Source organism: Flavobacterium piscis (assembly GCF_001686925.1).
Classification (GTDB): domain Bacteria; phylum Bacteroidota; class Bacteroidia; order Flavobacteriales; family Flavobacteriaceae; genus Flavobacterium; species Flavobacterium piscis.
In genome coordinates this window covers 1-14,302 of sequence record NZ_LVEN01000010.1, presented here as the reverse complement: position 1 = coordinate 14,302, position 14,302 = coordinate 1, and the positions used below count along the sequence as shown (strand labels likewise).

General features: G+C 33.4%; 14 protein-coding genes. 11 read left to right on the top strand and 3 right to left on the bottom strand.

Features of this window, described 5'->3' with window-relative positions:
• Positions 1–439: 439 nt before the first annotated feature.
• Positions 440–1,780 (top strand): FAD-dependent oxidoreductase, encoded by a 1,341-nt coding sequence (locus tag FLP_RS05620; RefSeq protein ID WP_065448547.1) that lies wholly within the window; start codon positions 440–442, stop codon positions 1,778–1,780.
• A gap of 132 nt (positions 1,781–1,912) precedes the next feature.
• Here the strand turns inward: FLP_RS05620 and FLP_RS05615 are convergent, their stop codons facing one another.
• Positions 1,913–3,430, bottom strand: a complete 1,518-nt coding sequence (locus tag FLP_RS05615) for a helicase HerA-like domain-containing protein (RefSeq protein WP_065448546.1) — start codon at positions 3,428–3,430, stop codon at positions 1,913–1,915.
• Positions 3,431–3,809: 379 nt separating this feature from the next.
• Between FLP_RS05615 and FLP_RS05610 the strand changes: the two genes are divergently transcribed.
• The 8 genes from FLP_RS05610 (at position 3,810) to FLP_RS05575 (ending at position 10,304) form a co-directional block, all read left to right on the top strand.
• Positions 3,810–4,634, top strand: coding sequence for a MotA/TolQ/ExbB proton channel family protein (locus FLP_RS05610; protein WP_065448545.1), 825 nt, complete (start codon positions 3,810–3,812; stop codon positions 4,632–4,634).
• Positions 4,635–4,690: 56 nt separating this feature from the next.
• Positions 4,691–5,317, top strand: a complete 627-nt coding sequence (locus FLP_RS05605) for an ExbD/TolR family protein (RefSeq protein ID WP_065448544.1) — start codon at positions 4,691–4,693, stop codon at positions 5,315–5,317.
• A 19-nt stretch (positions 5,318–5,336) separates the two neighbouring features.
• Positions 5,337–5,894 carry an ExbD/TolR family protein gene (locus FLP_RS05600; RefSeq protein WP_065448543.1) on the top strand — a complete coding sequence of 186 codons (558 nt, stop codon included), beginning with the start codon at positions 5,337–5,339 and terminating at the stop codon, positions 5,892–5,894.
• Positions 5,895–5,930: 36 nt separating this feature from the next.
• Positions 5,931–6,731 (top strand): energy transducer TonB, encoded by an 801-nt coding sequence (locus FLP_RS05595; RefSeq protein ID WP_065448542.1) that lies wholly within the window; start codon positions 5,931–5,933, stop codon positions 6,729–6,731.
• Positions 6,731–6,961 (top strand): hypothetical protein, encoded by a 231-nt coding sequence (locus FLP_RS05590; RefSeq protein WP_065448541.1) that lies wholly within the window; start codon positions 6,731–6,733, stop codon positions 6,959–6,961. The genes FLP_RS05595 and FLP_RS05590 overlap by 1 nt, the downstream gene beginning before the upstream one ends.
• Position 6,962: 1 nt before the next feature.
• The gene (locus FLP_RS05585) at positions 6,963–7,886 is read left to right on the top strand and encodes a PstS family phosphate ABC transporter substrate-binding protein (protein ID WP_065448791.1); all 924 of its coding nucleotides are present in this window, start codon (positions 6,963–6,965) and stop codon (positions 7,884–7,886) included.
• Between the two features lie 17 nt (positions 7,887–7,903).
• Positions 7,904–9,571, top strand: coding sequence for a tetratricopeptide repeat protein (locus FLP_RS05580; RefSeq protein WP_065448540.1), 1,668 nt, complete (start codon positions 7,904–7,906; stop codon positions 9,569–9,571).
• Positions 9,572–9,671: 100 nt separating this feature from the next.
• Entirely contained in the window at positions 9,672–10,304 is a 633-nt protein-coding gene (locus tag FLP_RS05575) for a 7-carboxy-7-deazaguanine synthase QueE (RefSeq protein WP_065448539.1), read from the top strand.
• Positions 10,305–10,389: 85 nt separating this feature from the next.
• Here FLP_RS05575 and FLP_RS05570 read toward each other — a convergent pair whose 3' ends face one another.
• Together FLP_RS05570 and FLP_RS05565 are read right to left on the bottom strand one after the other, a co-directional pair.
• Positions 10,390–10,935 carry a YfiT family bacillithiol transferase gene (locus FLP_RS05570; RefSeq protein ID WP_065448538.1) on the bottom strand — a complete coding sequence of 182 codons (546 nt, stop codon included), beginning with the start codon at positions 10,933–10,935 and terminating at the stop codon, positions 10,390–10,392.
• A gap of 18 nt (positions 10,936–10,953) precedes the next feature.
• Positions 10,954–11,661 (bottom strand): class I SAM-dependent methyltransferase, encoded by a 708-nt coding sequence (locus FLP_RS05565; RefSeq protein WP_065448537.1) that lies wholly within the window; start codon positions 11,659–11,661, stop codon positions 10,954–10,956.
• Positions 11,662–11,735: 74 nt separating this feature from the next.
• On the opposite strand from FLP_RS05565, the gene FLP_RS05560 reads away from it, so the two are divergent.
• Both FLP_RS05560 and FLP_RS05555 read left to right on the top strand, forming a co-directional pair.
• Entirely contained in the window at positions 11,736–12,230 is a 495-nt protein-coding gene (locus FLP_RS05560) for a YkgJ family cysteine cluster protein (RefSeq protein WP_056248936.1), read from the top strand.
• A 112-nt stretch (positions 12,231–12,342) separates the two neighbouring features.
• Positions 12,343–13,578 carry an ABC transporter permease gene (locus tag FLP_RS05555; protein WP_065448536.1) on the top strand — a complete coding sequence of 412 codons (1,236 nt, stop codon included), beginning with the start codon at positions 12,343–12,345 and terminating at the stop codon, positions 13,576–13,578.
• Positions 13,579–14,302: the final 724 nt, after the last annotated feature.

Genomic DNA, 14,302 nt, shown 5'->3' with positions numbered 1-14,302 from the left:
TGGGTGAAGTAGTCCGTTTATTGCCCACGGATTTTACTGGTTGAACAGATGGACACGGATTTTTTTTTAGCGATGTGCTTTAGGTTTTAATAAAAAAAACTGCGTAAATCCGTTCAACCCGTCAAATCCGCGGGCTAAATTTTTTTCTCATCATGCGAAAGTAGGCTTTTTCGGATTTCTAATAAATCTATAAAAACATAAATTTGTTATGAAAACTTGTATTGCATTAGGGCTTGAATCGGTATCTCCCGATTTTAGAAAAACAAGGCTTTTTAGCCGTAGTTTTTGTTAATCGGGAATATAGCGGATAGCCCGACCCGCTTTTTTCGGCGGGTCATGCCCAGATAATTATAACGAATAAGGGTAAATATTTACTTTATTTTAAAGCTTTTGTGTATTTATTACTTATTTTTACGATCTTATATTTAGATTTTTCTTGATGCAAACTCCACTAAAAATTGCTGTTGTAGGTTCTGGATTGGTAGGATCACTATTGGCAATTTATCTCAAAAAAGCAGGTCACACCGTTCATGTTTATGATCGTAGTCCTGATATTCGTAAAATTAATTTTTCGGGTCGTTCTATCAATTTGGCAATGTCTAACCGTGGCTGGAAAGCGCTTGATGGCGTTGGTGTTGGCGATTCGGTGCGTGAAATCGCAATTCCGATGGACAAACGTGCCATTCATTTGGTCGATAAACTCAATTTTCAGAACTACGGGCAGGAAGGCGAGTCGATTTATTCGATTTCCAGAGGCGCTTTAAACAGGAAGATGATTGATCTTGCTGAAGCCGCTGGAGCTGAATTTTTGTTTGAACAAAAAATCTGGGATGTGACGCTAAGCGATGCAACTTTGCATATTGGCGAAACCGAAAGAGGCGAGTGGGAGGAGAAAAAATACGATATGGTTTTTGGTGCCGATGGTGCTTTTTCCAGAATTCGTCACAGAATGCAACGCCAGAGCATGTTTAATTATTCACAGGAATTTTTGAATATGGGGTATAAGGAACTGAATATTCCGGCAAATGCTGATGCGACGCATAAGTTGGATAAAAACTCTTTTCATATTTGGCCGCGCGGAGAATATATGTTGATTGCGCTTCCTAATCTTGACGGAAGTTTTACGTGTACTTTATTCATGCCTTTTGAAGGTGAAAATTCGTTTGCATCACTTACTGATCGCAAAATGGTCGAAGATTTCTTTGAGAAAAACTTCCCGGATTCGATAGAAGTGATTCCGAAACTGGCAGAAGATTTCTTTAAAAATCCAACCAGTACTTTGGTTACAATGAAATGTTTTCCCTGGACATATGAAGATAAAATTGCTTTGATTGGAGACGCCTGTCATGCTATTGTTCCGTTTTACGGACAAGGAATGAATGCAGGTTTTGAAGACATAACGGTTTTAAACGAAATGATCGAAAAGTACGGAAACGACTGGAAGAAAATTTTCTCTGAATATCAAATTTCACGTAAACCAAATGCTGATGCTATTGCAGAACTTTCGTATCGCAATTTTATGGAAATGAGCACAAAAACGGCCGATGAGAAATTCCTATTGCAAAAGAAAATAGAAAAAGCATTCTCTGATAAATATCCTGATAAATGGATTCCGCTTTACAGCCGTGTTACTTTTAGTGATCGCCCTTATGCCGAAGCTTTGGCGATAGGCGATTTTCAAAACGGAATTATGGAAGAAATTCTAAAACTGGAGAATATCGAAAACATTTGGAACACACCTGAAATCGAAAATAAAATTCTGGAGTTGTTGCAAAAATAATTGCAATATCAAAAATCAATATCAATGTCAAAAATCAATGGTATTTACAATTTAAAATTGTAATTGATTTTTGAAATTGATATTGTAATTGATTTTTGATATTGATATTGTAATTGATTTTTGATATTGAATTTACTTTTTAAATATTTTCGATAAAACTCCAAAAACACCTCTGATAAAAGTAGCGCTTGTTACCACTTTCAAAACTGATTTTGTTACCACACTCGTCGTACTCGGTTCAGCTTTTGATGATTTTGTTGGCGCTTGTTGTTCTTGTTCTGCGTTCGCCTGAACGGCATCCGCAATTTTTTTGTTTAGAATTTCATAAGCACTTTCGCGATCAATTTCTTCGGCGTATTTTTTTACTAGTTTCGATTTGCTGTTAATAGCCGCAATTTCATCAGTAGTCAAAACATCCATTCGGCTCATTGGTGCACGCATCATGGTAGCAACAAGCGGAGTTGGAATTCCTTTTTCATTAAGTGCCGTAACCAGAGCTTCTCCAATTCCTAAATTGGTTAGCAATTCATCTGTTTTGTAATATTGTGAAGTAGGATAATTGTCGGCTGTTTTTTTTATCGCCTGACGATCATTTGCAGTAAAAGCTCTTAGAGCATGTTGAATTTTCAAACCCAATTGTGCCAAAACGCCACTAGGAACATCCATTGGATTTTGGGTAACAAAATAAATACCAACACCTTTAGAACGTATCAGTTTTACAATCGTTTCAATTTGATCTAATAAGGCTTTGCTCGCTTCATTAAAGATCAAATGCGCCTCGTCGATAAATATCACTAATTCTGGTTGCGAAACATCTCCTTTTTCAGGCATTTGCTGGTAAATTTCGGCCAGTAAACTCAGCATGAAAGTCGAAAATAATTTTGGTTTATCCTGAATATCAGTCAAACGAATGATATTTACATATCCTTTTCCGTTTTCATCAATTCGCATTAAGTCATCAATTTCAAAAGATAATTCTCCAAAAAAGAGATCTCCTCCCTGCTGTTCTAATTCTATTATTTTTCGTAAAATAGTTCCTGTCGTGGCAGTAGAAATTTTGCCATAATTGGCCGATATTTCGTTTTTACCTTCTTCGGTGATATAATTGATAACTTTTTTTATGTCTTTTAAATCTAACAAAGGCATATTGTTATCATCGCAGTATTTAAAAATAACAGCAACAACGCCAGCCTGGGTATCATTTAGATCTAAAATTCGGGAAAATAAAACAGGGCCAAATTCAGAAACTGTCGCTCTTAATCGAACTCCGTTTTGCTTAGATAAAGACATTAATTCCACTGGAAATGAAGCAACATTATACGGAATATTTATTTTAGCATGTCGTTCTGTAATAAAACCTTCTTCTTTTCCTTCTTTCGCAATTCCGCTAAAATCCCCTTTTATATCCATCATTAAAACAGGAATTCCGGCATTTGATAACTGTTCAGAAAAAACCTGAATTGTTTTTGTTTTTCCTGTTCCGGTTGCACCTGCTATTAATCCGTGACGATTTAGTGTTTTTAGTGGGATTTTAACGTGAGCCTCAGCAATTGCTTCTCCGTCAAGTAATGCTCCACCCAAAATTATATTATCTCCTTTAGATGCATAACCATTGTTTATATCTTGAATGAAATTGTCTTTTTTATTCATGTTTTATTTGTAATTTAGATGATTATAAGAGTATTGCTTGATTTTTTAACATTTTACGTTCGTTTTTTTTAGTAAGAAAAAGCTTTTAGTGGTTGAAAATTATATAAAAAATAATTTCGCAACTTTTTAAGAAGATATCAACGGAATGTTTGAATATTTACTAAAACGTTGTAATTTTCCCATTAATCGCCTTGTTTTTTGTTTTATCTAAAAAATGACGCCGGCAATTTAATGAGATATTTTTTAAATCGACGTTAAATTTCATTCAATTAAATTAAAAAAAGTTTTTTTATTTAAACTAAACGTATAAATTTGCTCCTCTACAAGTTAAATATAACTAAAAAATAAAAATTATTTAAAACTATTAAAATTAAAAAAAATGGCAAACGTTAAAGTTAAAAAAGAAAGCACTTCAAATGGAGGAGGAATGATTACAGGAATCATTATTGTAGCGTGTATTTTAGTTGGGGTGTTTATTTGGAAAGTAATCATGGGAGATGCTGCTAACTTCGAAGGAGGTAATCCAGAAACAGGTCACCCGATCAATACATTAGGTCAAGTTTATAAAGGAGGTTTTATTGTACCGGTATTATTAGGTATGTTTTTAATGGTTGTTGTTTTTTCTATTGAAAGATTTATCGTTATTGGTAAAGCTGCTGGTAAAGCAAACTTAGATACATTTATGAAAAATGTACAAGGAAACATTAAAGAAGGAAACATCGAGGCTGCAATCGCTTCATGTGACAAACAACAAGGTTCAGTTGCAAATGCAATTAAATCTGCTTTGGTAAAATACCAAGACGTTAAAAAAGAAGGTTTCAACAGTGAAGAAGCTGCAGAAGTAATCCACAAAGAAATCGAAGAGGCAACTTCATTAGAAATGCCAATGTTAGAAAAAAATATGACTATTATCTCTACTTTAGTATCTTTAGGTACATTAGGAGGATTATTAGGAACTGTATCAGGTATGATTAAAGCGTTTGGTGCGTTAGCTTCTGCTGGAACTCCAGATCAGGCTGCTCTTGCAACAGGTATTTCTGAAGCACTTATCAACACTGCAACAGGTATCTCTACTTCAATCTTAGCGATCGTTTCTTATAACTTCTTTACCGCTAAAATTGATGATTTAACTTACTCTATCGATGAGGCTGGTACTACAATTGTAAATACTTACAGAAGATTCAGAGGAAGTTTGAAACAATAATTAATTTTTGATTAGTATTAATTACAATTAATTATATCAAAATAAAATAAAAGATAATGGCTAAAATAAAAATGAAAAAAAAGTCAACATCGACAGATATGACTGCCATGTGTGATGTTGCGTTCCTTTTGCTTACGTTCTTTATTTTGACCGCTACTGCTAAAGTGCCAGAAGCACTTCCTGTAGATATGCCTTCTTCTGTTGCTCAGTCTAAATTACCTGATTCAGATTTAGCTATCATTACAATAGGAAAAGGTGCTGACGGGAAAAGCAAAGTATTTTTTGACCTAAAAGGTAGAGAGATCCGTAAAAAGACTCTTGAAGGAATGGGAGCTAAATACGGTGTAGAATTTTCAGAAGATGATAAAACTAAATTTGCTTTAATGGATGACTTTGGTGTTCCATTGACAAATTTAAAACAGATCATTGATATGAAAGCGGCTGACAGAACAAAAGCGAATCAACCTGGAATTCCAATAGATTCTTTAGATAATCAATTAAAAGACTGGCTTTTGGTTTCAAGAAGAGCTTCGATTGATCTTGATGATAAAGAATTGAAAATTGCAATAAAAGGTGATGCTAAAGAACAATATCCACAAATCAAAAAGATAATGGATATTTTACAAGATCAGAAAATCAATTCCTTTAACTTAGTTACAGGTACGAGAGGAAAAGACTTTTAATTAAAAAATATACACTAAAATGGCTGAATTAAATACCGGCGACGGTGGTGGCGGAAAAGGTGGTAAAGTAAGAAGTAAAAAGCAGAATTCTAAAGTCGATTTAACTGCGATGGTGGATTTGGCATTCTTATTGATCACGTTCTTTATGCTAACCACATCGTTGTCAAAACCTCAAGCGATGGATTTGTCTCTGCCGGATAAAGATCCTAATGAGAAAGATACTAAGGATACCAAGGTAGACGAGAATCGTACGATGACGGTTATGCTAGGTCCAGACAATAAAATGATTTATTATATGGGATTGCTTGCAACTCCTAAAGTAGGTCCTAAAGATATTGCCTATGGAAAAGACGGAATTCGTAAAGAATTATTAACTCAGAAAAAAGCAGTTTTAGCTTATTCTACAGCTTTAGGGAAACCTAAAAATGGAATTATAGTTATCATCAAGCCAACTAAAAAATCAAATTATCGTAATTTGGTTGATATTTTGGATGAGATGGCAATTTCAGGAGTAGAGACTTATGCTATTGTTCCCGAGTTTAGTCCAGAAGAAACGAAATTGATAGATAAAAAATAAGAGCAATCTTATTTTAATCCTTAATAATCAAGAAATATGAAACTAGATATAATTAAAAATCAGTGGCTTGATATCGTATTCGAAGGGCGTAATAAGATATATGGTGCATATGAGTTAAGAAAAGCTAACGGTAAGACGACTGTAAAGGCGCTTATTATTGGTTCACTTATCTTTAGCGCTGCTGTTGCAGCTCCTCTTATTGCAAGCTTCTTACCAGATTCTGAAGAAGAAGTGGTAAATAACGATATTAAAATCGCAACAGTAAAATTACCTCCTAAAAAAGAGGAAATTAAGCCAAATCAACCACCACCACCACCACCACCACCAAAAGTGGATCAGGTGAAGTTCGTGAAGCCGGTTGTTGCTAAAGCAAATGAAGTTACTGAAGACCCACCAAAAATTGTGGATCTTAAGGATAAAAAAGTAGGTAACGAAACTATCAAAGGAGATCCGGATGCAGTTTTAACTGTTGATGAACCAGTTGGTAAAGGACCAGTTACTGAGATCATTCAGGAAGATAACAATGTTTATAATACTGCAGGTATCGAAGTAAAACCAGATTTTCCTGGAGGAATCGAAAAGTTCTACAAATTCGTAGGAAATAATTACAAGACTCCCGAAGAAGAAGGTTTAAAAGGTAAAGTTTATGTTACTTTTGTAGTTGAAAAAGACGGTTCATTAACCGACATTAAAGTTTTAAGGGATATCGGTTACGGTACAGGAGCAGAAGCAATTCGTGTTCTTAAAAAATGTCCAAAATGGACTCCCGGCGAACAAAATGGTAAAAAAGTTAGGGTTCTTTACTCACTTCCTATTACTATTCAATCTGCAGAATAATGTTAAAAGATAAGTTTAATAATATTCAGAAGAAATCGCTCAAAGAGCGATTTCTTCTTGTTTTAGGAATAATGTTTTTTTTAATATATCTTGTACTAGGTTTAATGATTATGTTCTGGAAGAAACTTCCTTTAGATATGGAACCCAAATACAGATATGCTTTTGGCGGATTATTGATCGTATATTCAGGAATCCGTTTTTTAAGATTAATTAATTCAAATGCAGAATAATATGTTCAAATATGGTAAAATTGTAGGTTTGGTAGTTTTTGTTTTTTTGTTTGCCATGTGTAACCAAAAAAGTAAAAATGAAGCTGATAATGAAACAATTTTAAAGGGATCAATAGATATTACCGTAGATGAAACAATAAAGCCTATTGTTGAAGATATGGTGGCTGTTTTTGAAGGAACTTACTATGATGCTAAAATTTCATTAAAACCTAAATCTGAAGCTGAGCTTATAAATGATTTACTAAATCAAAAAGCAAAGGTTGCTGTTACCACCCGAGATTTAACTCAGGAAGAGAAAACCAGATTTGAAAAAAGCAAGATTAATCCTAGGGTTACTCCTTTTGCAACAGATGCAATTGCTTTTGTTACTAATAAAAGCAATAATGATACATTAATTGCGTTGAAAACCGTAATTGATTTTCTGCAAGGCAAATCAGATTCTGGAATCAAAGGTCTTGTATTTGATAATCCAAATTCAAGTACAGTACGATACATGAAAGAATTGGCTAAGGTGAAAGATATTCCATCAAAAAATGTTTTTTCTTTTAAAACCAACAACGAAGTTATTAAATTCGTGTCTGAGAATGATGGTATGATTGGAGTGGTGGGAGTAAATTGGCTGTATCAGCCCTCTCCGGATATGCTCGGTCTTGTTAAAAAAATAAATGTTATGAGCGTCAAAGGTCTAAATGGTGGTGGCTTCTATAGTCCTACCCAAAATGATCTTGGCGAAAAGAAATATCCTTTGGCACGTGATTTGTTTATTATAAATTGTCAGGGTTATACTGGTTTAGGAATGGGGTTTGCTTCATTCATTTCAGGAGACATCGGACAGCGTATTGTTTTAAAGTCAGGATTACTGCCTGTTAGAACTCCAGGAAGAAATCTTAAAATTAGAAGTCAGATTATTAAAGATAAAGAATAAATTAATTACAATTAAAGATGAATAAATTTAAAATTTTTAGTCTTGCCTTAGTTGCTTCGGCCACTGTTGCAAAAGCGCAAGACATCAAAGAAGCTAAAAAAGCAATCGACGCTGAACAATTTCAAAAAGCAAAGTCTTTGCTTAAATCAATCATCCAGGCAAAACCTTCTGACGGAGAAGCGAATTTTGTTTTAGGTAATATATATTTAAATCAAACTATTGTTGATTCAGCGAAAATTTATTACGCAAACGGATTACAGGCATCTGATAATAAAAATTTGAATTATATCGGATTAGGTCAGATCGATCTTGATGCTAAAAATGCTGCTGCAGCTCAGGCTAACTTTGGTTTAGCGACAAAAGATATGAAACGTAAAGATGTAGATGAATTTATTTATATCGGTAGAGCATATATTAATTCAACTTCTCCAGATTATCCAAGTGCTATTGCGATCTTGAAACGTGCTTTGGTTCTTGAGCCTCAAAATGCAACTGCTCTTTTGACAATTGGTGATGCTTACTACGGTTCAAATAATCAAAATGATGCTTACAAAGCTTATCGTGATGCTTTTACTGCTGATCCAACACTTTTAAGAGCAAAAATGCAATTAGGAGTTTTGTTAAAAGGAGCTAAATCATACGAAGAAGCAATTAAATCTTTTAATGAAGTTATCGCGATCAACCCAAATTATGGTCCGGTTTACAGAGAATTAGCTGAAACATATTACAAATGGGGAAGAAACAAAACATCTACCTCTAAAGTTAATATGCAAAACGCAATTACAAATTATGAAAAATATTTAAGTCTTACAGATTACTCTTTAGATTCGAAAATGCGTCATGCAGATTTCTTAATCTTAGTAAAAGATTATAAAACTCTGGAGACTGTAGCAAACAAAATGATTGCTGAAGATAAAGTAAATCCAAGAATTTACAGATATTTAGGTTATGCTGCTTACGAAAATGGAAATGTTGAAGTAGCAATTAAATCTATCGAAGATTTTATCAAAGTACCTTCAAACAAAGTAATTGGTAGAGATTATTTGTATTTAGGATTATCGAAAATTAAAAAAGGAACAAATGCTGAAGGAGTTGTAGATCAGGCTGCTTTTGATGCTGGTATTGCAGATATTAAAAAAGCAATTGAATTAGAGCCTTTAGTAGTTGAAGAACTTGCTGATTTAGGAAAAGCATTGTTTGGTAAAAAACAATTTGCACAAGCTGCAAATGTTTTTGAACTTGCAGTTAATAATAAAGAATCTAAAAATTATTTAGATGATAATGTATATTATGGTATTTCACTGTATTATGCTAATGCAAATAAAAAAGATGGTGCTCCGGATGCTGCAGCTTTAGCAAAAGCTGAAGGCGCTTTTGACAGAGTTTTAGAAGCTTCTCCAACTTATGATGAAGCATACTTGTACAAAGGAAGAATTAATAACTTACTTGAGAAAGATGATTTAATTATCAAAAATTACGAAGAGTATGTAACTAAAACAACTGCAAAAGGTCCTGAAGAATTAGCAAAACCTGCTACAGTTAAAAAAGTAATCGAAGCTTACAATAGTATTGGTGCTAGTTATGCAAATACTGACAAAGCTAAAGCAATTGAATATTTCAATAAAACTTTAGTTTTAGATCCTGCAAATGCTTACGCAGCGCAATCTGTAAAAGCTTTAAAATAATATAAGGTCTTTTATTAAATATAAAACCGATAGTTCAAAGAGCTATCGGTTTTTTTTGTTCCGTATTTAATTGACTATCTTTGCACTTTAAAATATAATAATGTTATCAAAAGAAATACAATTAGAAGTAAATAAAGGAGCGATGTTGCCTTTGATGGAAGAGTTTTACACCATTCAGGGGGAAGGTTTTCATACGGGAACGGCGGCTTACTTTATACGAATTGGAGGTTGCGATGTTGGTTGTCACTGGTGTGATGTGAAGGAGAGCTGGAATGCAGAGTTACATCCGCCAACGAGTGTTGATCTAATTGTGAATAATGCCGCAACGTATGCAGATACTGTTGTGATAACCGGAGGAGAACCTTTGACCTGGGATATGAGTTTATTGACTCAGGAATTAAAAAACAGAAATTTAAAAGTTCATATCGAGACCTCGGGCGCTTATCCATTAACAGGGACATGGGATTGGATTTGTCTTTCGCCAAAAAAAAATAAATTGCCAACGCAAACGGTTTACGATAATGCTCACGAATTAAAAGTGATTATTTATAACAAACACGATTTTATTTTTGCAGAAGAACAAGCAGAATTGGTAAATGATAATGCAATTTTGTTTCTCCAACCCGAATGGAGCAAAAAAGAAGAAATGACACCATTAATTGTTGATTATGTAATGAACAATCCAAAGTGGAGAGTTTCGCTTCAAACGCATAAATATTTGAATATTCCTTAAAGGATATAAAAAAATCTCTTCATCCGAAGAGATTTTTTTATTTAGGGAAAATAATATACAAGTGTATAAAAAAGAAACAGCTTTCTTATTTCCAGTTTTTATATTTTTTTAAAGAAGTAATATGTGCTAAATGATGATTGCCGTGCCAGGCATACGTACCTATTAATTGTTTTATTTTGTATTCCGAATTATTTTCAGGATGAATAAAAGATTTTTCAAGATCTGAAGCTGATAAGTTTTTCATGATATATGCCAGTCTAAAATGTAATCCTTCAAGCAAAGTTAATGTTGGCTGAATTGGCATGTTCAAATTATCTGGTAATTCAGACCATAAAGTTTCGTCGTATGGTTTTATTACCGGATTATTTTCTGTCAAAGCCCATTTTATTCTGATGTAACAATTTATATGGCTTTCAGCGCAATGATGAATCACTTGTCGAACAGTCCATCCATTCGGACGATACGGTGTATTCAATTGCTCATCTGTTAAATGAATTGTTTCTTTTTTTAATCTTTCAGGAAAAGATTCGATCGCATGAATTTTATCAGAAATGTATTCAGGGCTAAATTCCGTTGGAAATCCAAATTTTCCTATCGGATATTTTAATTTTTCTAAATCTAATGATTCCATGATTGTTAATTTTTTATTTTAAATCGAAAGTTTAGCTAAATAGTCATAATGTTCGCCTTCTGAAATGAGTTCGCATTTTAATCCGTTTGCAGCAGCTGCATTTTGAAGTGTGTTGTAATCTAAATACAACCAGTCAAAAGGTTCTTCTTTTTCTCCTTTATAAGAAATATTAAAAACAAGTTCGCCGTAATAGTCATTGTTAGAAGGAATCCATTTTCCGCCATCTTCGTCTTCATCAAACATATAAATGATATCGGAGCTATCGAGTAAAATTTGTCCACCCGGATTTAAAAGTGACTTTAGTTTAGATAAAAATGTATTGCAATTTTCCAGTTTGCCAAAAATACCAACGCCGTTCATTAATAAAATTATAGTGTCAAATTTTTCTCCTGCAAAATCTAATATATTTTGAACTTTTGCATTTTTAACACCACGAAGTTTACAAGTTTCAATTGCTTTTTCTGAAATGTCTATCGATGTAACGTCTAAATTACGGTCATTTTGCAAAGATAAACTATGGCTTCCGGCGCCACAGCCCACATCTAATATTTTTCCAGTAGCCAATTGCAATGCTTTTTGTTCAAGTTTGGGCATTTCGTTATATGAACGAAATAAATAGTCAACGCTCATTGCGTCTTCTTCAGAAATGGTGGTTTCTGTAATGATATCTTCAGGTGAATTATTGGTTTGAAAGTCGAACATCGCCTTCCCAAATAGATCTTTCATCGTATTTTAGTTCAAAGTTTAGGGTTTCAAGTTTAAAGTTGTTTAATTTTGCACATCAACTTTAAAAAGTAAACTTGAAACAAATTTTAAATAACTTAAATAAGTTAGCCAAAGATAAGCATATCGAAAACAAAAAGTATTTTGATAAGCTGAAAAAGAAACAACCTAAGAATTTAGATTATGTGATGCAGGATTTGCATGATGCCGAATTTAAAAAGACAGATTGTTTACAGTGTGCTAATTGTTGCAAAACAACCGGGCCATTATTTACGTTGGCAGATATCGAACGAATTTCAAAATCATTCAGGCAAAAACCACAGCAATTCATTGAGCAATATCTTCGAATAGATGAAGATAAAGATTATGTTCTAAAAAGTGTTCCCTGTACTTTTCTGGATAGCGAGAACTATTGCATGATTTACGATGTTCGACCAAAAGCATGTAGAGAATTTCCGCATACAGATCGTAAAAAGTTTAATCAAATTACAGATCTTACCTTAAAAAATGTTGCCATTTGTCCTGCAGCATACAATATAGTAGAAGAAATGAAAAAGAAACTTCCGTTATAAGATTTAAAACTTTTGTAATTGTTTTTAGAAGCCATTCGATTTTACTTTTTAAAATGTATTTTTGATTTGGATCAATAAGGTCCAGCGATAATTAATAAAAGAGAACCCAAATTTGAGTTTAGAATATTTCATAGCCAGAAGACTTATTACTGCCAAAGATTATAAAAGCAGTATATCAGCGCCAATTATAAAAATTGCCATTTCGGCCATTGCTATTGGTATTATCATGATGATCGTTTCAGTTGCTACCGGAATAGGTTTGCAGCAAAAGATACGTGATAAAGTTTCGGCTTTCAACGGTCAGATTATTATATCAAATTTTGATAATAACAATTCTGAAGTCACTTTAACGCCAATTTCTAAAAAACAGGATTTTTATCCCAATTTCAAATCAGTTCCCGAGGTAAGTCATATCCAGGCAATAGCAAGCAAGGCCGGAATTATTAGAACAGAAAATGCTTTTGAAGGAATTGTTTTCAAAGGAGTAGGAGCAGATTACGACTGGAATAATATAAAAGAATATATTGTTGATGGTAAAGTGCCTGATTTTTCTAAAACTCTAAACGAAGAAGTTTTAATTTCCAGGCTACTTGCTGATCGTCTTAATCTAAAAGTTGGAGATAATTTCAATACCTTTTTTATTAAAGAAGAACAAGGTAAAATGCCAAACAGCCGCAGATTCAAGATTACAGGTATTTTTAATTCAGGATTTCAACAATTCGATGCTACTTATATAATAGGAGACATTCGTCACATTCAGCGAATTAATAAATGGACTGCGGATCAGGTGGGAGCTTTTGAAGTGTTTGTAAAAGACTTCGATAATATTAAATCAACAGGAATTCAGGTATACGATCAAACATCATCGAATTTAGATACAAAAACCATAATCGAAAAATACAGCTACATTTTTGACTGGTTACAATTGTTCGATTTCAATATTATCATTATACTGGGGGTTATGATCTTAGTGGCTACCATAAATATGGTTGTGGCATTATTAGTTCTCATATTAGAACGAACCCAAATGATCGGAATTCTAAAAGCAATGGGAGCAAATAACTGGACCGTTCGTAAGATATTTTTATACAACGCATTCTATCTTATTATACGAGGATTGTTTTGGGGCAACTTAATAGGGATTACGATTTTATTAATCCAACAGCAATTTGGAGTCGTTCAGTTAAATCCTGAAAACTACTATGTCAATCAGGCACCGGTTTATTTAAATTGGGGATATATTGCCTTGCTAAATTTACTCACCATTACAGTATGCTTCGTAGTGTTGTTAATTCCGTCCTATATAATAACAAAGATTTCACCTGTAAAAGCCATTCGTTTCGAATAGGGATTCATAAAATCATAAACCCGTTAGTTTAACTGACGGGTTTTGTGTTTTTGGAATATAAGGAATCGGAGGAAAGTGCGCTTTTGAAATTTGGGATTATAAAATTTGGAATTTAGTTTTTGTTTTGGAGCTATTTCCTGCTATCTGCTCCAATCTTTTGTGCTGAACCCCAGCACAAAAGGATTTCCACTTCTATCAGGGCTAGGGTTTCAGTTTTCATGAGAAGATGTACTCTAATTATTTGTTTATAGGATTGGTTTCTTTGAACTCTACAGTCAGTAGAGGTCAAACTTGGTGCCTTCGTGTCTTCGTGGCGAGCTTACCTAAAAAGATTGATATACTTGTTGTGAAGAAATCAATATCCGCGCTATAAAGTTGTGAAGTCAATAAAAGCAGTAGTTGTTTAAGAACTGCTATTACGAAAAACACATCTCAAATCAGAAAATTCCTAAAATCTATAAAAAAGACAGGTTGTTAAGTTTTGTGTTATCAGAGTGTTAAGAAAAAGTTTGAAAAAAGATGGAAAATATATAATAAAAAGGCTTGTAAATGTAAATAAAGGGTCTACTTTTGCACCCGCAACAGCGACAGACGTTCACTGAAATACTGACAAGCATTACGAATCAAGATGAAAATTTATTTTCAAAAAAAGATTAAGAAAAGCTTGTGAGATTTAAAAACAGAAGTTACATTTGCACCCCGCAAAACACGGAAAGTTCATTGA

Bases quoted from the DNA above. Each gene is read 5' to 3' on its own strand.
- FLP_RS05570 (WP_065448538.1), bottom strand. From the start codon at position 10,935: ATGGAATCATTAGATTTAGAAAAATTAAAATATCCGATAGGAAAATTT.
- FLP_RS05580 (WP_065448540.1), top strand. From the start codon at position 7,904: ATGAATAAATTTAAAATTTTTAGTCTTGCCTTAGTTGCTTCGGCCACT.
- FLP_RS05595 (WP_065448542.1), top strand. From the start codon at position 5,931: ATGAAACTAGATATAATTAAAAATCAGTGGCTTGATATCGTATTCGAA.
- FLP_RS05610 (WP_065448545.1), top strand. From the start codon at position 3,810: ATGGCAAACGTTAAAGTTAAAAAAGAAAGCACTTCAAATGGAGGAGGA.
- FLP_RS05600 (WP_065448543.1), top strand. From the start codon at position 5,337: ATGGCTGAATTAAATACCGGCGACGGTGGTGGCGGAAAAGGTGGTAAA.
- FLP_RS05590 (WP_065448541.1), top strand. From the start codon at position 6,731: ATGTTAAAAGATAAGTTTAATAATATTCAGAAGAAATCGCTCAAAGAG.
- FLP_RS05605 (WP_065448544.1), top strand. From the start codon at position 4,691: ATGGCTAAAATAAAAATGAAAAAAAAGTCAACATCGACAGATATGACT.
- FLP_RS05585 (WP_065448791.1), top strand. From the start codon at position 6,963: ATGTTCAAATATGGTAAAATTGTAGGTTTGGTAGTTTTTGTTTTTTTG.
- FLP_RS05565 (WP_065448537.1), bottom strand. From the start codon at position 11,661: ATGAAAGATCTATTTGGGAAGGCGATGTTCGACTTTCAAACCAATAAT.
- FLP_RS05615 (WP_065448546.1), bottom strand. From the start codon at position 3,430: ATGAATAAAAAAGACAATTTCATTCAAGATATAAACAATGGTTATGCA.
- FLP_RS05620 (WP_065448547.1), top strand. From the start codon at position 440: ATGCAAACTCCACTAAAAATTGCTGTTGTAGGTTCTGGATTGGTAGGA.
- FLP_RS05575 (WP_065448539.1), top strand. From the start codon at position 9,672: ATGTTATCAAAAGAAATACAATTAGAAGTAAATAAAGGAGCGATGTTG.